Source organism: Janthinobacterium silvisoli (assembly GCF_014200725.1).
GTDB lineage: Bacteria > Pseudomonadota > Gammaproteobacteria > Burkholderiales > Burkholderiaceae_D > Janthinobacterium.
In genome coordinates, this window is record NZ_JACHCL010000001.1 from 129,773 (window position 1) to 151,379 (window position 21,607).

A 21,607-nucleotide genomic window follows, 5' to 3' on the forward strand; every position below is an offset into this window, starting at 1 on the left:
GACGCCGCCCCTACCTTGCGGCGGGGCAGCATCCGGAGACCAACTGGTTTACGCTTGTGCGTTGCTTCCCATCAATTCGTCAAAAGCAACTGCTTTCGACGTTACTTTCGACAGGCCCAACACGTAAGTGACGACGTTTTCTTCCAATACAAGGGCTTCGATCTCACCCAGGCGGCGACGGTCGCTGTAGTAGTACTTCAGCACTTCGCGTGGGTCTTCGTAGCTTTGGGCGAAATCTTCGATTTGCGCTTTGACTTGCTCAGGCGTTGCTTGCAGGTTGTTGTCGCCCACCAGTTGCGACAGGATCAGGCCCAGGCGTACGCGACGCTCGGCTTTTTCTGCAAACAGTTCTGCTGGGAAAGGCACATCCTTGACGTTCATGCCGCGTTGCGCCATGTCTTGACGGGTCATTTCAGCCAGACGCTCGGAGTCTTGAGCGATCAGGGTTTTTGGCACTTCCAGCTCAGCAACTTTGATCAGCGCGTCCATGACGGCATCCTTGTTGCGTGCTTTCACACGGCCAGCAACTTCGCGTTGCAGGTTGACTTTGATGTCTTCGCGCATTTTGGCCAGGTCGCCATCGGCAACGCCCAGGGATTTGGCGAATTCAGCATCGACTTCCGGCAGGTGCGCCCATTCCAGCTTTTGCAGGGTGATGGTGAACGATGCGGTTTTACCGGCGACGTCCTTGCCATGGTAATCCTCTGGGAATGCCAATGGGAAAGTCTTAGCTTCGCCCACTTTCAAGCCCACGGTCGCTGCTTCGAATTCTGGCAGCATGCGGCCTTCGCCCAAAACGAAAGCGTAGCCGTCAGCTTTGCCGCCTGGGAATTCAACACCGTCGATCGAACCGACGAAGTCGACGGTCACGCGGTCGCCGTTGGCAGCAACAGCTTCGCCGCCGTCGCCGTGTTCGCCAGCTTCGCCTTTGGTGTGGAAGTGCACACGCTGTTTGCGCAGGATATCGATGGTTTTGTCGATTTCAGCTTCCGACACTTCCGCTTGCACGGTTTCCAGTTCAACGGTGGTCAGGTCGCCGATAGCAACTTCCGGGTACACTTCGAAAGTAGCGTCGAATGCCAGCTGGCCTTCGGCTGCTTCTTCTTTCGGTACGATGTTAGGGAAACCGGCGACGCGCAGGTTGTTTTCGTTGGCGGCTTCATTGAATGCGCGGCCGACTTTGTCATTCAGCACTTCGGATTCGATTTGGTAACCGTATTGTGCTGCGACCATTTTCAACGGCACTTTACCCGGACGGAAGCCAGGTGCCTTAGCCGTGCGGGCTTGCACTTTCAGGCGCTTCTCAACTTCCGTGCGGACGTCCGTCAGCGGGAAGGAGATCGTGATACGACGTTCGAGTTTGCCCAGGGTTTCGACTGCAGTTGCCATGTAAAAAATCGTCCAAAAAAATAAACACTGTTGGTGCGAGAAAAGAAGACCCGACCCCTTGCGCCATCACTGGCGACAAGACATGGGTCCAGCTTCACTCGCTCGCATATTCATCTGTAACGCACTGAAGACAGGATGTTGGACCTGGTCTACCCGGCCTGGGCAAAGCGCCCGCCAGGCACCAAACAATCCACTGACTTCAATACTGCAACAGGGCTCCGAGCGTTCAGCCATGCTTTCAGGGTAAATCGCAGGGCTGAGCATCATTCGGTAAAGCGTGGCATTATAACAAAGGACTTCAGAAAAGTGGCTGGCTTTGGGCCCGCCACAGACGGCGCCAGCACTCCCGCACTGGCCTGTACTGGTCGTCACAGCCAGCTATGGTCCCGCTGTGACGCTGGCTTGCCACTTCTCGCTGCATTCTTTGTTGCGCCAGAAACAGGCTTTCCAGCCTGCTTCATCTATTAGTATATGCGATCTGTCGCCGCGTCCCAAACAAAGAAATGCTGCCACAGCGAAGTTTTCAGCGAAAAACCCTTTGATTTACCTCAATTTAGCCATTTTTTGGGCAAACCTAAGCCAGATACACCGCTCCAACCGTATTTAAAGGAGGTCCATCATGGCAAACATTCATTCCGACATCCATACCAACAACGCCAAAGCCAAGCTGCATATGGTGCTGGGGCGCTTGCTGGACGGCGTTTCCGACGACGACCTGGAGAAAATCCAGACGGAAGTCGATGAAACGGAAGCGGTCGCACCTGGCGGTGGCCACCACGACCACGACCACCCTACGGTCGAGTAAGCATTTCCGGCCCAGGCCATGGGTAATCCAGCACCACCACGCGCACCTGCCCCGGCAGGGGAATGGCTGCATGCCGCAGAAACGGCACTGATGCAGCATCGTGCGTTTGGCGATAGCCGGTATATTCGCGGCCAGTTGGCCGTGACTTACCGGCGCCGCCTGCGCAAGCTCAGTGCGGCCGCTCCGGCAGCGGGGCGGCTGGCCGACTTGCTCGACGACGCTATCCATACCGCACCGACCCGCCAGCACCAGCTGATAGGCGATATCGTGCTGCGCTGCGCCATCCAGCACGCGATGCGGCAAGTGGTCAAAGGCGATACCTACGGTTTGCCGCTGACCGAATGCGCAGCGCTGTTCGACGCGGCTAGCGCGCATTGGTCTGCCGGCTTGCCGGGCGGGCCGCTGACAGCTGATATGCCGGCGGCAACGCGTTTGCATGGCAGTATCCATACGCAGGTGTGGCACCAGGCAAAAAACCAGACTGCATTGCAGCCCTACCCTGCAGCCTTTCTGACTGTCATCGAACACAATTATGGCGCACCGCTGGCCACGCCCACGCCTGACGAAATGACCATGCTGCGGCGCGGCTGGGATTTGCTGCACACCCTGCTACCCCGCCTCGCCCACAGCGCCTTTGAACATGTACAGATATTGGCCCTGTACACGCCTGAAGGCGCCTGGCGCGGCAAGGCGTCGAGCTCCCAGTTCCGCGTGAATGGCTGCATCTTCCTGAACCGCAGCCTGATCGACCATCCCTGGTGGCTAGCCGAGCACCTGCTGCACGAAGCACTGCACCAGAAACTGTACGATTTCCGCCATGGCCACAGCCTGCTCGCGTCCGGCTACGAACGCGAAGATGCGCCCGCCGTCTGTTCGCTGTGGAATGCACCCGACGACGTGCGCTCCAACTACTGGGATGCACACCGCACCCTGGCCGCCTTCCACGTGTATGTGCAATTGACCTTGCTATGCCTGCTGGCGGAACAGCGCGAAGACGCACTGGCGCCGCGCTATGGCCCCATAGCCTCCCGCATGAGCGGCAGCCGGAGGGCGATCGACCGCGCCCGCTACCTGGGCGAACAGTTGCACGCCGTGGCATGGCCGGAACTGGGCCTGGCCGGACGGCAAATGACGGATTGGCTGGTTGATGTGCTCGATGTGCTGGACGTCCAGCCGCGCCCTGCGGGCGCCAGCCTGCATTTGCTGCTGGACCTGTACCAGCGCCAGAGCCGCAAGCTTGAGGTTTTCCTGTCCAACGGAGCGGCCAGTCCGCTGATCGCGCAACAGGCGCAGCAAGAAGCACAAGCAGCGCAAGCCGCCCTGCAGGCAGGCGGCCACGCGCAGGCGCTGGAAAACTTGCAGGCGCAACTCAAGGTCAGCGACACCAGCGACTGGCCGCAAACGCGCCACATCGTGCTGCAGGCATTGAGCAATATAGCGGAAAGTGCAGGCAATCGAGCCAGCGACATCGAGAAAGAGATGATACGGGAAATGGTGCAGCAATCGAGCCGGCAACTGGCGGCCTTAGGAGCATTAGGCTGAATAGCCCAAGGTTTTTCTATTATTCTATTATTCAGGCAATGAGTACCTGAATGGTGCGGATGGGGAGACTCGAACTCCCAAGCCGAAGCACTGGCTTCTAAGACCAGCGTGTCTACCAATTCCACCACATCCGCATATTGACAACTTGTGCTACCTGTTACTGTAACACCGCCACCAATTTTAACAACTTGAGAGCGTTCTGGCTAGGTGCACCATCGAAGTGCATCACACCCCAAGGAGGAGGCTGCCCAGGCAAAGGCGGCATTCTACTGGATTCCCCAGAGAAATGCCGTCTTTTTTTAATACATCAACGTCAAGTTCAGACCGCGGTACCATCCTTAGCCAGCGCCACCGGCTTCTTGACCCTGAACCAGGCCGCATACAAGGCCGGCAGGAACAGCAAGGTCAATGCCGTTGCGAGTATCAGGCCGCCCATGATGGCGACGGCCATCGGTCCCCAAAACACCGAACGCGAAAGCGGTATCATCGCCAGCGCCGCAGCGGCGGCTGTCAGCACGATGGGCCGGCAGCGGCGTACGGCCGAATCGATGATGGCGTCCCACGGCGCCGAGCCATCCTTGATGTCTTGCTCGATCTGGTCGATCAGGATCACCGAGTTGCGGATGATCATGCCAAACAGTGCAATGATGCCCAGATTGGCCACGAAACCCAGCGGACGATGCAGCAACAGCAAGGCAAACGTCGCACCCGCCACGCCCAGCGGCCCCGTCAAGAACACCAGCATGGCGCGCGAGAAGCTATGCAATTGCAGCATCAGCAAAGTGAAGATGATGAAGATTGCCAGCGGCAAGTTGGCTGCAATCGAGGCTTCCGCCTTGCCGCTATCGGCCTCCACGCCTTTCAGGATGATGTGGTAACCCGCCGGCAACTTGCTGCGCAAGGCATCCATCTGGGGCTTGAGCTGCGTCGAGACCGTCGCACCCTGTATGCCATCGATCACGTCAGACTGCACGGTAATCGCCCAGGCACGGCGGTCGCGCCAGACCACGCCCGGCTCCCACACAAAATGCACGCGTGCAATTTGCGAGATCGGCACCGACTTGCCCGTGGAGGTAGGGATATTCGTGTCGTACAACACGGAAATCGTGGCCCGCTCTTCCAGGGGCTGGCGCACCTGGATATCGATCAACTTGTTATCTTCACGGAATTGCCCGATCACCGTGCCCGACAAAATAGTATTGGCGGCCTGCATCACGGTTTTCGAGGTGATACCGAGTGCGCGCATCTTGTCCTGGTCCAGGTCCAGGCGCAAGACCTTCACCGATTCATTCCAGTTATCGTTGACGCCCACGGTATTCGGGTTGCCACGCATGACTTCCTTGACCTGGTCGGCTATCGCCCGCACTTGCGCCACATCGGTACCGGTCACGCGAAATTGCACGGGATACGGCACTGGCGGGCCATTCGGCAAGAGCTTGACCCTGCCCCGCACTTCCGGGAAATCGTGCTTGAAGACGTCGACGATTTTGTGGCGCAGGATTTCACGCTGGGCCAGGCTTTTCGGCAAGACCACGATTTGCGAGACGTTGGTCTGCGGGAATATCTGATCGAGCGGCAAGTAGAAACGGGGGCTACCCGTGCCCACGTAACTGGTCACGCTTTCCACGCCATCGAGCTTGCTGACAAACGCCTCGAACTTTTTCACTTGCGCCTCATTGGCGGCAAAAGTCGTGCCCTCGGGCGACCACATTTCCACCATCAGCTCGGGCCGACTGGAATCGGGGAAGAATTGCTTCTCGATAAAGTTAAAGCCATAGATACCGAGCGCAAAGATCACCAGGGTGGCCGCGATCGTCGTCTTGCGCCATTCCACGCACCAGGTGACGGCGCGGCGGAAACGGCGGAAGTTGGGCGTGTCGAACAATTCATGATCATTATTTGCATGCGGCTTGACCTTCAGCAGCACATAACCGATGTACGGCGTGAAGATCACTGCCACCAGCCAGGAAATGATCAGCGCCAGCGCATTGACGGAAAACAGTGAAAACGTGTATTCGCCAGCCGTCGACTTGGCCAGGCCGATGGGCAGGAAACCCGCCACCGTGATCAAGGTGCCCGTCAGCATCGGCATCGCGGTCGAAGTGTAGGCAAACGTGGCCGCATCGAAACGCGAAAAGCCCTCTTCCATCTTGCGCACCATCATTTCGACGGCGATGATGGCGTCATCAACCAGCAAACCCAGCGCGATGATCAGGGCGCCCAGCGAAATCTTGTGCAGATCGATATCGAGCATATGCATGCACAGGAAAGTGACGGCCAGCACCAGCGGTATCGTCAGGGCCACCACCAGGCCGGGCCGCACATCGATGCGCAGCGGTTTCGTGTGCAAGCCCAGCGCCACGAAACTGACGGCCAGCACGATCAGGATCGCTTCGATCAGGGTGTGCACGAATTCGCCCACCGAGGCGGACACGGCTTCCGGCTGGTTCGACACGCGCTGCAGTTCTATGCCGACCGGCAACTGACTCTTCATGTGTGCGACTGTTGCCTGCAAGGCCTTGCCCATCTCGATGATATTGCCGCCCTTTTCCATCGATACGCCCAGGCCGATCACTTCCTTGCCATTGAAACGCATCTTGTCCTTGGGCGGATCGGTAAATTCACGCTTGACGGTAGCGAAGTCGCCCAGGCGGAAGGTGGTGCCATTGGCGCGCAGCTCCATGTTTTCCAGGTCTTGCACTTTGACCATGGCGCCCGTCACCCGCACTTGCAGATTGTCGGTTGGCGTAACCAGCACACCGGTGGAATTGATGGTGTTTTGCGCGCTCAGCTGCTGCACGATGGCTTCGAACGGAATACCCAGCTGGGCAAACTTCTTGTGTGAAAAGACGATATTGATCTTTTCATCCTGTACGCCGAACAGCGCCACCTTCGACACTTGCGCCACGGACAGCAGCTCTTGCCGCACCCGGTCCGCATAATCCTTCATTTCCGCGTAGGTAAAGCCATCGCCCGACAAGGCGAAGATGGAACCGTAGGTATCGCCAAATTCGTCATTGAAGAACGGTCCGATCACGCCAGACGGCAAAGTACCCTGGATATCGCCGATTTTCTTGCGCACCTGGTACCAGGCGGCGGCGGTTTCCTTCGGCGGCGCCGATTCGCGCAACTGCAGCAGGATCAGGGTTTCACCGGGCTTGGAATAGCTGGTGATGTCATTGATGTACGGCGTTTCCTGCAGCTTCTGTTCCAGCTTGTCGGTCACCTGATCGGCCATCTGCAGCGCCGTGGCGCCCGGCCAATACGCTTGCAAGACCATCGCGCGGAAGGTAAATGGCGGATCTTCATCCTGGCCCAGGTTGGCATAGCTGAGCATGCCGCCTATCAGCAGCACGGCCATCAGGTAGCGCGTCAGCGGTATATGTTCGAGTGCCCAGCGTGACAGATTGAAACCGCCCTTCATTTGGCCGCTCCAGCGCTAGCTGCGGAGCCAGCCATGGGGGCTAATCCGGTACCGAGGATGCTGACTTTCTGGCCAGGTTTCAACAGATTGGCGCCGGCCGTCACCACGGTCTGGCCTGCCTTCACACCCGCGGTCAGCAATAAATCATTGCCTGCCACGCCGCCCACCGTCACGGCTACGCGCTGCACGGCGCCATTTTCCACGACCCAGACGGAACTTTGCGACTTTTCATTGAACAAAGCCGTCAGCGGCACCCGGATTTGCGGCGTCGCCGTTTGCGAAACGAACTGCACCACGGCCGTCATGCCCAGGCGCGCTTGCGGCACATCCGGTATCGTCACCTTGGCTTGATAAGTGCGCGTGGCGGGATCGGCCACCGGTGAAATTTCACGGATCTTGCCTGCCAGCGCCTGCGTAGGGTCGGCCCACAGGCGCACCACCACATCTTTGACGCCGCGCATGGTTTCAACCTTGTCTTCAGGCAAACCGATGGCGACTTCCTTGTCGCCGCTTCTGGCCACTTGCACCACCGGCGTGCCGGCCGCCACCACCTGCCCCGCTTCTGCATCGATGCGCGTCACCACGCCATCGACATCGGCCAGCAGGCTGGCATAGCCGGACTGGTTGGCCTGGCCGCGATAGGCAGCCTGGGCCGCATCCACATTCGACTGGGCCGCCTTGTACGTGGCATCCTTGCTGTCAAGCACGGTCTGGCTGACGAAATTTTTCTCGCGCAAGTCTTGATAGCGCTTCAGTTCGGCACGCGCCAGGTCGCGGTTGGTTTCCGCACTGGCCAGCGCAGCCTTGGCTTGCGCCTGCGACAATTGCAAGTCTTGCGGGTCCAGCTGCATCAACACTTGTCCACGCTTGACCACCGTGCCCACATCGACCTTGCGCGCCACGATCTTGCCGCCCACGCGAAAACCCAGTTGCGAGACCACGCGGGGCACCACCTCGCCTGCGAACTCGGCGTTGACATCGACATTGCTGCTGGATAAGACGATTGCCCGCACGGGGCGTACCTCATCAGCTTTCGGGGCAGGCTTGGAACAGGCGGACAGGGTGACGGCCAAGGCAAGCGCCAATGCGCCGCCGGCTATGGGGCGCAGGGCAAAAAATACGGGCGCGCCAGTCTCAGGGCGCAGGGTTTTCAGGGCAAACAAGGTAATTTCCTTTACTATGCGGGCTGTAGATTTTTTATGTCAGGAAACTTTTTGCTTGCCGGATGGGTAGCGCCAAACTTTTCCTTACTAATTATCTTAAATTTGTGACAATATCCGTCTGCGCATTCCGGCTGGCAGTGCTACACTGCCTCGCCTTAATGACTCGTCGGTTATTAATTATAATCGTGCGGAAAAGTTTTTAGTGACTTTCGCGTCATTAATCTCGCCCTTTGTTGCTGAGTTACAAGAATCACAAGACCAAACAAGTGTGTTCATGCCTGTAGACCATTACGAAAATTTCCCTGTCGCTTCTTTCCTCTTGCCGCGTCGCCTGGTGCCTGCCGTTGAAGCCATCTATGCCTTCGCCCGCAGCGCGGACGACCTGGCCGATGAAGGCGACGCCACGCCGGCCGAACGGCTGGCCGCCCTGCAAGCCTATGTCAGGGAGCTGGGCCGCATACAAATGCAGGAGCCCAGCGACGACCCCATGTTCAGCCGCCTGGCCAAGGTCATCGCGAAATTCGACTTGCCGATGCAGCCCTTCCATGACTTGCTGTCAGCCTTCCAGCAAGATGTGGAAACCACGCGCTACGCGACCCACGACGACGTGCTGGACTATTGCGCCCGCTCCGCCAACCCGGTCGGCTTGCTGATGCTGCATCTGTACAAGGCAGTGGATGAAGAGAATGTACGCGATTCGAATGCCATATGCTCAGCTTTGCAACTAATTAATTTCTTGCAAGATGTCGCCATCGACCAGCAGAAAGAGCGCATCTACTTGCCGATGGAAGATTTCACGCGCTTTGCCGTTTCGCCAGCGGCGTTCGAACGTGCCGAATCGCATGGCAAATGGAGCGCGCTGATGCGCTTTGAAGTGGCGCGCGCGCGTGAGTTGATGCTCAGTGGCGCGCCGCTGGCCCTGCGCTTGCGCGGCCGCATCGGCTGGGAACTGCGGCTGGTGGTGCAAGGCGGTTTGCGCATTCTCGAGTCCATCGAAGCCGTCAATTACGACGTCTTCCGGCGCCGTCCCAAGCTCACCAAACGCGACTGGCTGACCATTTTCTGGCGCGCCATGCGCATGTCGAAAAAGCGCTTGCTGCCGGTTGCACAAGTAAAACCGCGTTTTCCCCCTACGCCCACAGTGTAAGACGCTAGAATAGCGGCTTCGATCTGTCACCCTTGCTTTTTGCCCATGTCTCCTGACGAATACTGCCAACAAAAAGCCGCCCAGAGCGGCTCCAGCTTTTACTACAGCTTCCTGTTCCTGCCGGCGGAACGCCGCAAGGCGATCACAGCCCTGTACGCGTTTTGCCGCGAGGTGGACGATACGGTCGATGAGTGCACGGACGAAGCCGTGGCACGCACCAAGCTGGTCTGGTGGCGCAAGGAAGTCAAGGCCATGTACGAGGGCAACGCCACGCACCCTGTGATGCGCGCGCTGCAACCGCACCTGGACGTGTACAAGCTGGAAGAAAAACATATGCAAGCCATCATCGATGGCATGGAAATGGATTTGAACCAGACCCGCTACCTCGATTACCAGGCCATGAGCCGCTATTGCTGGCATGTTGCCAGCGTGGTCGGCATCTTGTCGGCCAGCATCTTCGGCGCGACCCGCCCGGAAACCTTGCAATATGCAGAGAAACTGGGACATGCGTTTCAGCTGACCAACATCATCCGCGACGTGGGCGAAGATGCGCGCAAGGGGCGCATCTATTTGCCGATCAGCGAATTGCAGCAGTTCAATGTGACGGCAGCCGACCTGCTGAACGCCCGCCACAGCGAAAACTTTGAAAACCTGATGCGCTTCCAGGTCGCGCGCGCGCAAAAGGCATATGACGAAGCGTTTGCCTTGCTGCCCAAGGAAGACCGCCGCGCCCAGCGGCCGGGCCTGATCATGGCCGCCATCTACCGTACCTTGCTTGAAGAAGTCGAGCGCGATGGCTACCACGTGCTCAAGCAGCGCATTTCCCTGACCCCGATCCGCAAACTGTGGCTGGCCTGGAAGACTTGGGTACGTGGCTAAATTCGTGGCCAAGTCCGTGCCTGCGCAACGATATGCCGTGATCGGCGGCGGCTGGGCCGGTTGCGCGTGCGCCATGGAATTGGTCCACGCAGGCCATACCGTCACGCTCTTCGAGGCAGCCCGCACCCTCGGTGGACGCGCGCGCAAAGTCGAACGCGAAGGCACTGTACTCGATAACGGCCAGCATATCTTGCTGGGCGCCTACACGGAAACCTTGCGCCTGCTCAAGCTGGCGGGGCAGGATCCGCGCGCGCTGATCCTCGATTTACCGCTGCAGATGCGCTATCCGCCTGACTCTGGCGGCATGGATTTCATCGCTCCACGCTGGCCTGCGCCGCTGCACCTGGCCTGGGCCTTGCTGCGTGCCAAGGGATTGCAGCGGGCCGACAAGCTCTCGCTGATGCGTTTTTCCAGCGCCATGCGCTGGATGGGCTGGCAACTCTACAACGATTGTTCGGTCAGCGAATTGCTGGAGCGCTTCGACCAGACCGAGCGTTTGATCAAGCTCATGTGGCGCCCGCTATGCCTGGCGGCATTGAATACGCCGCCCGAACGCGCTTCGGCCAGGGTCTTCATCAATGTGCTGCGCGACAGCCTGGGCGCCAGCAAACGCAGCGCCTCGGACATGCTGCTGCCGAAAACTGATTTATCGTCGCTGTTCCCCGACGCCGCCGCCCGTTATGTCACGCAGTATGGCGGCGCGGTGCAAATGGGTGTCAAGGTCGATGCACTCACACCGCTGCCGGACGGCCGCTGGCAAGTCGACGGCGCCGACATCTATGATGTCGTGGTCATCGCCACCTCATCGGCACAGGCGGCTACCCTGCTGCAAGGCTTGCAAGATGAGCGCACCAGCGAGCTGATCACGCAATTGCAAGCCTTCACGCCGGAAGCGATCAGCACCTGCTATCTGCAATACGAGGCCAGCGTGCGCCTGGACTTGCCGTTTTACGCGCTGGCCGATGCACCGGAGGCGGCACACTGGGGCCAGTTCGTGTTCGACCGGGGCCAGCTTGATACCAGCCAGCAAGGCTTGCTGGCGGTCGTTATCAGCGCGTCCAGCCAGGCGGCAGAGCAAGGCCATGCCGCGCTGGCGCAAGCCATCGCCAGCCAACTGGCGCAAGTGCTGGGCCAACCCGCCCTGGCCCAGCCGCTATGGACCCAGGTCATCACTGAGAAACGCGCTACCTTCGCCTGCACGCCCGACTTGCAGCGCCCCAGCAACGCCAGCGGCATCGATGGCTTGCTGATCGCCGGCGACTATACGGCCAGTGACTATCCGGCCACCATCGAAGCGGCCGTACGCAGTGGCGTGCAGGCAGCCGCACAGCTCAATCAGCAAAAGTAGACTTGACGGTGCATCCTGCCCTGGCGCCGCTGACCCCATCAAAATTGCAGTCTGTCGCACTATGCTGGTGCATGCGGGGCCGTTTGCGTACAGTCTGAGCATAGGTTAAACCCAGGCTTCGAAGACACAGGATAAGCTGAAACCAAGCTGACTATAAGCTGAACATATGAATAATTATCTCGACACCCTGCGGCAGGCGCTGGCTGGATTACCGCCCGACCTGATCGCCAAGACGATGGCGTATTACGAACAGACCTTCAACGAAGGCCTGGCCGCTGGCCGCAGCCAGCAGGAAATCGCCGATGAACTGGGCGACCCGAAAAAGATCGCCATGACCTTGCGCGCCAATACCCAGCGCCGGGCTTTCGAGCAAAAGAAAACCCCCGTCAATCTGCTACGCCTGCTGGTGTCCTTGATCGGGCTGGCCATCTTCAATCTGTTCATGGTGGTGCCCGCCGCCGTCTACGCAGCCTTGCTGGCCACCTTGTACGCGCTGGGACTGAGCTTTTACCTGGCGGGCATCGCCATTACCGCCAGCGGCTTATCGGGCGCCAACGAACTGGTGCTCGACGGCCCCTTGCGCCATATCATCATCCAGGACGATGGCGATGCGCCGCGCGAAACGCGCATCGTCATCGGCGATACGGGCATCCGCGTCTACAAGTCGCCGGACAGCAACGAGCAGTCCAATGGCGACGATAGCGGCGACCCTCAATCTTCCTCGCGTGTCATGGAAAAAGCGGAAGTGCTGGCCGGCGGAGGCATCCGCATCTCGACGGACATGGACCGCGATGCGCGCACCACGCAAACCGTGATCGGCATGGCCATCGTCGTGGGCGGCATCATCCTGTTCCTGCTCAGCCTGGTAGTGACGCGCTATACCCTGATCGGCATCCGGCGCTATATCGCGATGAATATTTCCCTGCTCAAAGGTCACTGAGGACACAGCCATGAAACAATTATTCAAAGTGGGCCTCTCCATGTTCCTGCTGGCCCTGGTCCTGATCGCCATGTCCTATGCAGCCCTGCGCGCCAAGGGCATCAGCAGCCCCAGCAGTGCAGCCGGCCGTGCCGTGCGCAGCGACACGCGCCCCATCCCCGCCAATATCACCAGCATCGACCTGGCCGGCCCGATCGACCTGACCTTGCGCCGCGGCGCCACGCCATCGCTGAAAGTCAGCGGCGAACAGCGTTTGCTGGCCAATGTGGACACCAGCGTCGACGGCAACACCTTGCATATCGGCCCCAAAGGCATGCTGTTCCACCATCGCCAGCCGCTGCAGGTGGAAATCGTGCTGCCCACCCTGACCCAGCTGGAAGTACACGGCAATGGCAATAGCAAGATCACGGGATTTTCGGGCGACAGTTTCAGACTGGAACTGGCCGGCTCGGGCGACATCAGCTTCACCGGGCGCTACAAGCAAATTGAAGCGACCGTCAACGGCAGCGGCAATCTCGACATCAATGGCGGCAATAGCGACAGCGTGACCCTGGAAATGGTCGGATCGGGCCGCATCGTCGCCAGCGGCAATACCAAACTCCTGCGCGCCGACCTCAGTGGCTCAGGCGATATCGATGCTGAACACCTGCCTGCCGACAAGGCCAACGTCAGCCTGCAAGGCTCGGGCCAAAGCACCGTCTTCATCCGCGACGACGCCATCCTGAATCTGCGCGGCAGCGGCGATATCCACGTGCATGGCAACCCCCGCCAGCGCGAGTCGCAACATTCGGGCTCGGGCGAGATCGTCTGGCATTGATGGTTTCTTAAGTATTAGCAGCCAGCCACGCCACAGCCTGCTCCCCCGCCGCCTTGCCACCGGCCAGGCAGGCGGTCAGCAGGTAGCCGCCGGTGGGCGCTTCCCAGTCCAGCATTTCGCCGGCCACAAAAACACCGGGCATGGCAGACAGCATGCTGCCGTCCAGGCCTTCGAAGGCAACGCCACCGGCGCTGCTGATCGCTTCATCGATGGGACGCGGGCGCCTTAGCGTCACGGGCAGCAGCTTGATGGCGCGCGCCAGTTTGGTTTCGTCGGCAAAGTCGGCCGCGCTCAGGCATTCGCGCAGCAAGCCTGATTTCACGCCCTTGATGCCGAGCCGGCTTTGCAGATGGCTGGACATGGAACGCGCGCCGCGCGGGCGCGTTACTTCATCGAAGACGCGCTCGCTGCTGAAATCGGGCGCCAGGTCCAGCCAGATGGTGCTGCTGCCTTCCTCTGTGATCTGGTCGCGCAGGGCTGCCGACAACGCATAAACCAGGCTGCCTTCGACGCCGCCTTCAGTGACCACGAACTGGCCCTGGCGGCGGATGAGCAAGCCGTCCGCATCGCGCGCCGTGATGGCGACGGTGGTCAAGGGTTCGCCCGCATAACGGATGCTGAAAAACGTGCTCCAGTCCACATCGAAGCCGCAATTGGCCGGCACCAGGGGCGCCACTTCCACGCCCTGCGCTTGCAGCAGCGGCACCCAGGCGCCATCGGAACCCAGACGCGCCCAGCTGCCGCCACCGAGCGCCAGGATCACAGCGTCAAACGCCAGTTGCCGTTCGCCGTCCGGCGTGGCAAACAACAATTCTCCATCGCGCCAGCCCGTCCAGCGGTGGCGCATATGAAACTGCACACCCGCTTCGCGCAAGCGGTGCAGCCAGGCGCGCAGCAAGGGCGCGGCCTTCATATCGGTCGGGAAAACGCGGTTCGAGGAACCGACGAAGGTGTCCACGCCCAGGCCATGCACCCAGTCGCGCACTTGCTGCGGGCCGAACTGGTCCAGTGCGGGGCGTAAGCGATGCGACTGTTTGCCATAGCGCGTGACGAACTCCTGATACCCTTCCGCATGCGTGATATTCATGCCGCCACGGCCGGCGAGCAGGAATTTGCGGCCGACCGAGGGCATGGCGTCGAACAATTCCACACGCGCGCCGAGGGCAGCAGCCGTTTGCGCGGCCATCAGGCCGGCAGGGCCGCCGCCGATAATGGCGATATGGGGAGTAACAGGGATGGGAGTAGACATGGGAGTACTGGCGCAACAGGATGGGAAACCCCGGCATTTTAGTCGAGATAGGGCTCGCCGATATTGTCAACGCCACAAATTAGTGCATACTGCGCTTTATATCTGGCAATAATCGCCGCAATAATCAATTAACAGGCAGCAGTTTCAAATACCGTCAGGAGAACGATATGGGTGCAGGATACTGGATTTCCCGCTATTTGTTGGCCAGCGGCATTTTATTCATCATTTTGGCGGTGGTCGAATACAGCAAGGGCACGACCACCCAGACCGACATTTTGAGCGCGCTGGCCTGGTCGCTGGTGGCCTCGGCCATCTTTATCGGTTCCAAATACTGGCGCTACCGCAAAGCCGTGGCCTGCGCCATGTGCAGCGGCGACGCGCCCAAGGCCAAATCGCGCTAAAGCCTGGTCAGCCGCCTGTCACGGGCGGGAAAAACGCCACTTCATCGCCATCAAAGACCGGCGTATCCGCGTCGCACATGATTTGCTGATGCGCCATGCGCAGCGCGCGGCCCGGTGCCAGCGCGCCGGCCCAGTTGCCACCCCGCGCGATCAGCAAGGTCCGCACCTCGCCCACGGTGCGCACCGGCTCGCTCAACTCCAGCACTTCCTGCGCCGTGCCGACCAGCTCACGCACGCTGGCAAAAAAACGCAGATGGATTTTCATCGTCTTCCTTATCTCTTGCTTATTGCCTTACTTAATACAGCAGCTCATTAAACGGAATAAAGCGCAGCATGTCGCCGCGCGCGATCGACAAGCCTGGCGTGCAATCGATCAAGCCATCGCCCCACACGGTGGATGTCAGCACGCCCGAACTCTGGTTGCCAAACAGTTCCAGCGCGCCGTCGCCGTTGATCCTGGCGCGTAAAAACTCATTGCGCCGGTCCGCTTTCAGCCGTTCGAAATTGGCGGCCAAACGATAACTGCGCGGCGCCACGCTGCCGGCCACGCCTTGCAGGCGCAAGATGAAGGGCCGCACAAACAGCAAAAAGGTGACAAAACTGGAGACAGGGTTGCCCGGCAAGCCAACAAAGAAGGCCTCGCCCACTTCACCGAAAGCCAGCGGCTTACCCGGCTTGACGGCGATCTGCCACATGTTCAGGCGCCCTTCCGCTTCCACGGCCGGCTTGATATGGTCTTCCTCGCCGACGGACACGCCGCCCGACGTGATGATCAAATCATTACCCTGGGCGGCCTGGCGCAGCACGGCGCGCGTCGCCTCCAGGCTGTCGGGCACGATGCCCAGGTCGGTGATCTCGCAACCGAGATTTTCCAGCAAGCCGCGCAAGGTAAAGCGGTTGGAATTGTAGACGGCGCCCGGCGCCAGAGGCTGGCCCGGCATGGCCAGCTCGTCGCCCGTGAAAAACACGGCCACGCGCAGCTTGCGCAGCACCGGTAACTGGGCCAGGCCGACCGAAGCGGCCAGGCCCATTTCCTGGCTGCGCAGACGCGTGCCCGGCGCCAGGATAGTCCCACCGGCGCGGATATCTTCGCCCTGGCGGCGTATCCACTCGCCCGCCACCGGCACGTGATTGACCGTCACCACGCCATCGACGAGGGTGCACTGCTCCTGCATCACCACCGCATCGGCGCCGTCAGGAATCAAGGCGCCCGTAAAAATGCGCGCCGCCGTGCCCGGCAGCAAAGGGCCACCCACGTGACCGGCGGCGATGCGCTGCGATACGGGCAAGCTGGCCGCGCCGCTGGTGCAATCGCTGGCCCGCACGGCATAACCATCCATCTGCGTGTTGTCGCGCTCGGGCACGTTCAGGGTCGACGTCTGCGCCGTGGCCAGCACGCGGCCGTTGGCCTGCAAGGTGTCGACATGTTCCACCGCCGTTACCGGACGCACCGCGTCCAGCATAAAGGCCAGCGCTTCGGCCACGGACAGCATGGGTTTGCGTTCTGCGGGAGCGCTCATCATAAGCCCGTATTTGCGCTGACATAGGCTTTGATTTTTTCCACATCGGTACCCATTACCACAAACTTTTGCGGCAAGTCTTCGATGTTTTCAAAGCCGGCAGGACGTTCCGCATCCACGCCCAATGCATCAAGGATGGTTTCATTGAACTTGGCGGCCAGCGCCGTTTCCAGCACGATCATCGGCACATTGGCTTCCAGGTGCTCGCGCGCCACCTTGATGCCGTCGGCCGTGTGCGTATCGATGGTGATGTCGTAGTCGTCGGCCACGTCGCGGATGGTGTCCAGGCGGTCCTGGTGCGTCGACTTGCCCGATTTGAAGCCATATTTGGCGACCAGTTTGAATTCGTCGCCATCGCTGCCCGGTTTGCCAGACAAGTCAAAGCCGCCATGCGTTTCCACTTTCTGGAACAGCGCTTTGACGCGCTGGCTGTCGCGGCCCACCAGGTCGTAGATGAAGCGCTCGAAGTTCGACGCTTTAGAGATATCCATCGACGGGCTGCTGGTGTGATAGGTTTCGCTGGACTTGCGCACGCGGTACACGCCCGTGCGGAAAAACTCGTCGAGCACGTCGTTTTCATTGGTGGCGGCAACCAGTTTGGAGATCGGTAGTCCCATCATGCGGGCGATATGGCCGGCGCAGATATTGCCGAAGTTACCCGATGGGACCGTGAACGACACTTTCTGTTCATTGCTGGTGGTCGCCGCCAGATAGCCGCGGAAGTAATACACCACCTGCGCCACGACGCGCGCCCAGTTGATGGAATTGACGGTGCCGATCTTTTGCTGCGCCTTGAACGGCAAATCGTTGGACACGGCCTTGACCATGTCCTGGCAATCGTCGAACACGCCTTCGACGGCGATATTGAAGATGTTGGGGTCTTGCAGGCTGAACATCTGCGCCGTCTGGAACGCGCTCATCTTCTTGTGCGGCGACAGCATGAACACGCGGATGCCTTTTTTACCACGCATGGCGTATTCGGCCGCGCTGCCCGTATCGCCCGAGGTGGCGCCAAAGATATTGAGTTCAGCCTTGTGCTTGGCCAGCGTGTATTCAAACAGATTGCCCAGCAACTGCATCGCCATGTCCTTGAAGGCCAGGGTCGGGCCATTCGACAGCGCCTGCAGGATCAGGGTGGTCTGGCCACCCTTGACGACGTTTTGCTCCAGCACGCGCAGCGGCGTGATATCGGCCGCGCTGTCGCCGGCGCGCGCATTTTTGTAGACAGCCTTGGTATAGGTCTTTGCCGTCAGCGCCTTTAAGTCCGCCGCCGGGATATCGGTGGCGAACTTCTTGAGAATCTCGTAGGCCAGGTCGGCATACGACAATTTGCGCCAGGCATCGAGCTCGGCGCCGCTGACTTGCGGGTAGTGTTCAGGGAGGTACAGTCCGCCATCGGGGGCCAGGCCGCCCAAAAGGATGTCGGAAAATTGTTGCGGATTCGATGGCGCTGTTTCAGCGCGGGTAGACACATATTGCATAAAATTGTGGGGTCCAGGTGAGCTGAGGGCGGTTATCATGAATGCAAACGAGCCAATATTATAGTGCGGTCGCACGCGCAAGGCGAATTTGCCCGCAGCGCCAGTATGCCATGGCACACCGCCCAGCCAACAACGATGAATGGACCGCCCATGTCGCTCAGTAAAAAACCGTACCTGCAAAGCGCCGCCCTGCGCCCGGACGCCGTGATCGACCTGGAACACTATCCGTTCACGATACCGGCCATCCGCGATTTTGTGCAAATGGATTTCCACCCTGACGTGACTTTTTTTGTGGGAGAAAACGGCAGCGGCAAGTCGACCATGCTCGAAGCGCTGGCGGTGGCGCTGGGCTTTGGCAAGGATGGCGGCACGCGCAACGTGCGCATCACCGAACAATCAGACCGCGAATCGGGCTTGCACGCCCATCTGCGCCTGAGCAAAAGCTATAAAAAACCCGACGACAGCTACTTCCTGCGCGCCGAAAGTTTTTTCAATGTGGCCACCTATATGGATACCATGCCCGCTTACCTGGGCAGCTACGGCGGCAAATCGCTGCACGCGCAGTCGCACGGCGAAGCCTTTATGGCCACCTTGCTCAATAAACTGCAGGGAAAAGGCTTGTACCTGCTGGACGAACCGGAAGCAGCCCTGTCACCGAGCCGTCAGATGGCCGCCCTATCGGTAATCCACCAGTTGGTGCAGGACGACTCGCAACTGATCATCGCCACTCACTCACCGATACTGCTAGCCTACCCAAACGCCAAGATCCTGATGTTCACCGGTGGCGGCATTCACGAAGTGGCGTATGAAGACACGGAACACTACGCCGTGACGAAGGATTTCCTGAACAACTACCCGAGGAGGCTGGAGCAGTTATTTGAAGAGGATTAATTTTATTAAAAATATCGCACTTATTTTGGTTTTCCCGTAGTCCACGGAACGCCACGAAGGCGCGAGAAACCGTAGCGAGCAAGCCCAATATCGTGTTGAGTAGCGCAGCCGTACTGAGGTACGGCGAGCAACGCCGACGCGAGAGTGGGCTGCGCAGTAGGTTTATCGCGTCGCCATCAGCAAGCGGCGTGGTTCACGGTGATAACGTGGACTGCCAGCCCACCCAGCGACGTTTCCTTGTACTTATCCTGCATGTCCGCGCCCGTCTGGCGCATGGTTTCGATCACTTCGTCCAGGCTGACGAAATGCGTGCCGTCGCCGTTCAACGCCAGCGACGCGGCGGTGATGGCTTTCACGGCGCCCATGCCGTTGCGCTCGATACAGGGAATTTGTACCAGGCCGCCAATCGGGTCGCAGGTCATGCCCAGGTGGTGCTCGATGCCGATTTCAGCCGCATTTTCTATCTGTTCATTCGTGCCGCCCAGCGCTGCCACCAAACCAGCAGCAGCCATCGCGCAAGCGACGCCGACTTCGCCCTGGCAACCCACTTCGGCGCCCGAGATCGAGGCATTGCGCTTGCATAGCATGCCGATGGCGGCGGCGGTCAGCATGAAACGGCGCACGCCGCCGACCGGATCGCTGGGGCGGCAATCCTGGGCGTAGTAGCGCAGCACGGCCGGGATAATGCCGGCGGCGCCGTTGGTGGGCGCCGTCACCACGCGGCCGCCGGCTGCGTTTTCCTCATTGACGGCCATCGCATACAGGCTGACCAGGTGCACGGCGTCGTGCGGCAAATCGTTGGCGCGGTTGTCCGACGCTTTCGCATCCTGCGCCTGGCGCCACAGCTTGGCCGCGCGCCGCTTGACGTTCAAGCCGCCAGGCAGATTACCCGTCGTTTCCAGGCCATGTGCGATACAGTCGCGCATCACGTGCCAGATGCGGTCCAGGCCTTCATTCAACTCATCATCGCTGCGCTTGACGTTTTCATTCGCGCGCAGCATTTCCGGAATCGACAAGCCGCTCACACGGCCGTGTTCCAGCAACTGCTCCATCGTGTCAAACGGGAAAACCACGCGGGCGGCAGCCGCCGATTCGACGGCAGCTTCGGCTTGCGCTTCACCCGCTTCGCGGATAAAACCGCCGCCGATCGAGTAATAGACTTTATCAATACGGCTGCCATCGCGCAGCTTCAGGGTAAAGCGCATGCCATTCGGATGCTCGGGCAGCGATTCACTCTTGAACCATACCAGGCCGGTGGCAGCCGTGAAGGGCACGGCATGCACGCCCAGCAGCGCGATTGAGCCTGCCGTCTCGATGGCGGCCAGCTTGCTGTCCACTTCATCGGGCGGCACGCCTTGCGGCGTTTCGCCCATCAAGCCCAGGATCACGGCCTTGTCGGTCGCGTGGCCCACGCCCGTCAGCGCCAGCGAGCCATACAGGGCCGCTTCCACGCCCACCACGTCATCCAATGGACCGTATTCGACCAGGAAACGCCGCGCCGCCACCATCGGCCCCACGGTATGGGAACTCGACGGCCCGATGCCAATCTTGAAAAGGTCAAATACGCTCATGTCCATCAGGAAGTCTCTTTATATTGGTATGTTTTAGATATTACGATTGCTTGTTCGTGCTTCAGGCGGCTTGCACCGACTGGCCCGCGTCCACATTGGCCAGCATGTCGGTAACCATTTGCTCGACGCCGATCTGCGCCTTCCAGCCCCAGTCTGCGTGGGCACGGCTGTCGTCCAGGCTTTGCGGCCAGCTGTTGGCGATGGCCTGGCGGCTGTCCGGCTTGTAGCTGATCTTGAAGTCAGGGACCATGTGCACGATGGCCTTGGCCAGTTGCTCGGGGTTGAACGAGACGCCAGCCACGTTGTACGACGAGCGGATCTTGATCTGCGAGGCAGGAGCGTCCATCAGTTCGATGGTGGCGCGGATCGCGTCTGGCATGTAGATCATCGGCAGGGTCGTGGTCGCATCCAGGAAGCAGTCATAGCGTTCGCCGCGCAGGGCTGCGTGGAAAATCGCGATGGCGTAGTCAGTGGTGCCGCCGCCTGGAGGCGATTTGTAGCTGATGATGCCTGGGTAGCGGATGCTGCGCACGTCCACGCCATACTTGTTGAAGTAGTATTCGCACAGGCGCTCGCCAGCCAGTTTGCTGATGCCGTACATCGAGGTCGGGTCCATCACCGTCATTTGCGGCGTGTTTTCCTGTGGTGTGTTCGGGCCGAAGGCGGCGATCGACGAAGGCCAGAAGATGCGCAATGGCTTGCCTGCTTCACCGCGCTCGCGCGCCAGTTCCAGGATATTGAGCAAGCCATCCATGTTCAGGCTCCAGGCCTTCAATGGCGCTGCTTCACCGGTGGCCGACAGCATCGCCGCCAGTTGGTACACCTGGGTGATGTTTTCGTCGGCGACGATCTTCGCCAGGCCGTTCTTGTCCAGCACGTTCAACTGCGCGTAGCGCTTGGCCTGGTACAGATTATTCGTGCCGATGTCGCTGGCGATGACATTGTCCGCGCCATGCTGCAGCGCCAGCGCGCCGACCAGCTCACTACCGATTTGGCCGTTTGCGCCTATAACTAAAATGCGTTCCATGTTCTTCTTGTCC

At 59.9% G+C, this 21,607-nt stretch carries 18 protein-coding genes and 1 tRNA gene; 9 read left to right on the forward strand and 10 right to left on the reverse strand.

Annotated features, from left to right (window positions below; all coding sequences use genetic code 11):
• Positions 1-48 precede the first annotated feature (48 nt).
• On the reverse strand, positions 49-1,389 hold the full coding sequence (gene tig / locus HDE75_RS00515) for a trigger factor (protein WP_183678984.1): 1,341 nt from the start codon (positions 1,387-1,389) through the stop codon (positions 49-51).
• A 619-nt stretch (positions 1,390-2,008) separates the two neighbouring features.
• Between tig and HDE75_RS00520 the strand changes: the two genes are divergently transcribed.
• Together HDE75_RS00520 and HDE75_RS00525 are read left to right on the forward strand one after the other, a co-directional pair.
• Positions 2,009-2,194, forward strand: coding sequence for a hypothetical protein (locus HDE75_RS00520; RefSeq protein WP_183678986.1), 186 nt, complete (start codon positions 2,009-2,011; stop codon positions 2,192-2,194).
• An 18-nt stretch (positions 2,195-2,212) separates the two neighbouring features.
• Entirely contained in the window at positions 2,213-3,736 is a 1,524-nt protein-coding gene (locus HDE75_RS00525; RefSeq protein WP_183678988.1) for a hypothetical protein, read from the forward strand.
• 51 nt (positions 3,737-3,787) lie between these two features.
• Here HDE75_RS00525 and HDE75_RS00530 read toward each other — a convergent pair.
• The 3 genes from HDE75_RS00530 to HDE75_RS00540 all read right to left on the reverse strand — a co-directional run bounded on the left by HDE75_RS00530 (position 3,788) and on the right by HDE75_RS00540 (position 8,323).
• Positions 3,788-3,870: transfer RNA gene (locus tag HDE75_RS00530), tRNA-Leu, on the reverse strand.
• Positions 3,871-4,055: 185 nt separating this feature from the next.
• Positions 4,056-7,160 carry an efflux RND transporter permease subunit gene (locus HDE75_RS00535; RefSeq protein ID WP_183678990.1) on the reverse strand — a complete coding sequence of 1,035 codons (3,105 nt, stop codon included), beginning with the start codon at positions 7,158-7,160 and terminating at the stop codon, positions 4,056-4,058.
• Complete coding sequence (locus HDE75_RS00540; protein WP_183678992.1) at positions 7,157-8,323, reverse strand: efflux RND transporter periplasmic adaptor subunit; 1,167 nt, start codon at positions 8,321-8,323, stop codon at positions 7,157-7,159. Before HDE75_RS00540 ends, HDE75_RS00535 begins: the two co-directional genes overlap by 4 nt.
• Before the next feature lie 274 nt (positions 8,324-8,597).
• On the opposite strand from HDE75_RS00540, the gene hpnC reads away from it, so the two are divergent.
• The 5 genes from hpnC to HDE75_RS00565 all read left to right on the forward strand — a co-directional run bounded on the left by hpnC (position 8,598) and on the right by HDE75_RS00565 (position 13,454).
• On the forward strand, positions 8,598-9,470 hold the full coding sequence (gene hpnC, locus HDE75_RS00545) for a squalene synthase HpnC (protein ID WP_183678994.1): 873 nt from the start codon (positions 8,598-8,600) through the stop codon (positions 9,468-9,470).
• Between the two features lie 45 nt (positions 9,471-9,515).
• The gene (hpnD, locus tag HDE75_RS00550; protein WP_183678996.1) at positions 9,516-10,349 is read left to right on the forward strand and encodes a presqualene diphosphate synthase HpnD; all 834 of its coding nucleotides are present in this window, start codon (positions 9,516-9,518) and stop codon (positions 10,347-10,349) included.
• Complete coding sequence (gene hpnE / locus HDE75_RS00555) at positions 10,342-11,697, forward strand: hydroxysqualene dehydroxylase HpnE (protein WP_311735136.1); 1,356 nt, start codon at positions 10,342-10,344, stop codon at positions 11,695-11,697. Before hpnD ends, hpnE begins: the two co-directional genes overlap by 8 nt.
• A 166-nt stretch (positions 11,698-11,863) precedes the next feature.
• Positions 11,864-12,637 (forward strand): DUF1700 domain-containing protein, encoded by a 774-nt coding sequence (locus HDE75_RS00560; RefSeq protein WP_183678998.1) that lies wholly within the window; start codon positions 11,864-11,866, stop codon positions 12,635-12,637.
• Between the two features lie 10 nt (positions 12,638-12,647).
• Entirely contained in the window at positions 12,648-13,454 is an 807-nt protein-coding gene (locus tag HDE75_RS00565; RefSeq protein WP_183679000.1) for a head GIN domain-containing protein, read from the forward strand.
• A gap of 7 nt (positions 13,455-13,461) precedes the next feature.
• Here HDE75_RS00565 and HDE75_RS00570 read toward each other — a convergent pair whose 3' ends face one another.
• Positions 13,462-14,703, reverse strand: a complete 1,242-nt coding sequence (locus HDE75_RS00570; RefSeq protein WP_183679002.1) for a TIGR03862 family flavoprotein — start codon at positions 14,701-14,703, stop codon at positions 13,462-13,464.
• Between the two features lie 167 nt (positions 14,704-14,870).
• On the opposite strand from HDE75_RS00570, the gene HDE75_RS00575 reads away from it, so the two are divergent.
• The gene (locus HDE75_RS00575; protein WP_183679004.1) at positions 14,871-15,104 is read left to right on the forward strand and encodes a hypothetical protein; all 234 of its coding nucleotides are present in this window, start codon (positions 14,871-14,873) and stop codon (positions 15,102-15,104) included.
• Positions 15,105-15,111: 7 nt separating this feature from the next.
• Here HDE75_RS00575 and moaD read toward each other — a convergent pair whose 3' ends face one another.
• The 3 genes from moaD to thrC are packed head-to-tail and all read right to left on the reverse strand — an operon-like array spanning position 15,112 to position 18,105.
• Entirely contained in the window at positions 15,112-15,369 is a 258-nt protein-coding gene (gene moaD, locus HDE75_RS00580) for a molybdopterin converting factor subunit 1 (RefSeq protein ID WP_183679006.1), read from the reverse strand.
• Between the two features lie 31 nt (positions 15,370-15,400).
• Positions 15,401-16,624 (reverse strand): molybdopterin molybdotransferase MoeA, encoded by a 1,224-nt coding sequence (locus HDE75_RS00585; RefSeq protein ID WP_260174199.1) that lies wholly within the window; start codon positions 16,622-16,624, stop codon positions 15,401-15,403.
• The gene (gene thrC, locus HDE75_RS00590; protein WP_183679008.1) at positions 16,624-18,105 is read right to left on the reverse strand and encodes a threonine synthase; all 1,482 of its coding nucleotides are present in this window, start codon (positions 18,103-18,105) and stop codon (positions 16,624-16,626) included. Before thrC ends, HDE75_RS00585 begins: the two co-directional genes overlap by 1 nt.
• A gap of 150 nt (positions 18,106-18,255) precedes the next feature.
• On the opposite strand from thrC, the gene HDE75_RS00595 reads away from it, so the two are divergent.
• Entirely contained in the window at positions 18,256-18,996 is a 741-nt protein-coding gene (locus tag HDE75_RS00595; RefSeq protein WP_183679010.1) for an AAA family ATPase, read from the forward strand.
• A gap of 176 nt (positions 18,997-19,172) precedes the next feature.
• Here the strand turns inward: HDE75_RS00595 and HDE75_RS00600 are convergent, their stop codons facing one another.
• Positions 19,173-20,573 (reverse strand): L-serine ammonia-lyase, encoded by a 1,401-nt coding sequence (locus HDE75_RS00600; protein ID WP_183679012.1) that lies wholly within the window; start codon positions 20,571-20,573, stop codon positions 19,173-19,175.
• A gap of 55 nt (positions 20,574-20,628) precedes the next feature.
• Positions 20,629-21,594 carry an NAD-dependent epimerase/dehydratase family protein gene (locus HDE75_RS00605; RefSeq protein ID WP_183679014.1) on the reverse strand — a complete coding sequence of 322 codons (966 nt, stop codon included), beginning with the start codon at positions 21,592-21,594 and terminating at the stop codon, positions 20,629-20,631.
• Between the last annotated feature and the right edge of the window lie 13 nt (positions 21,595-21,607).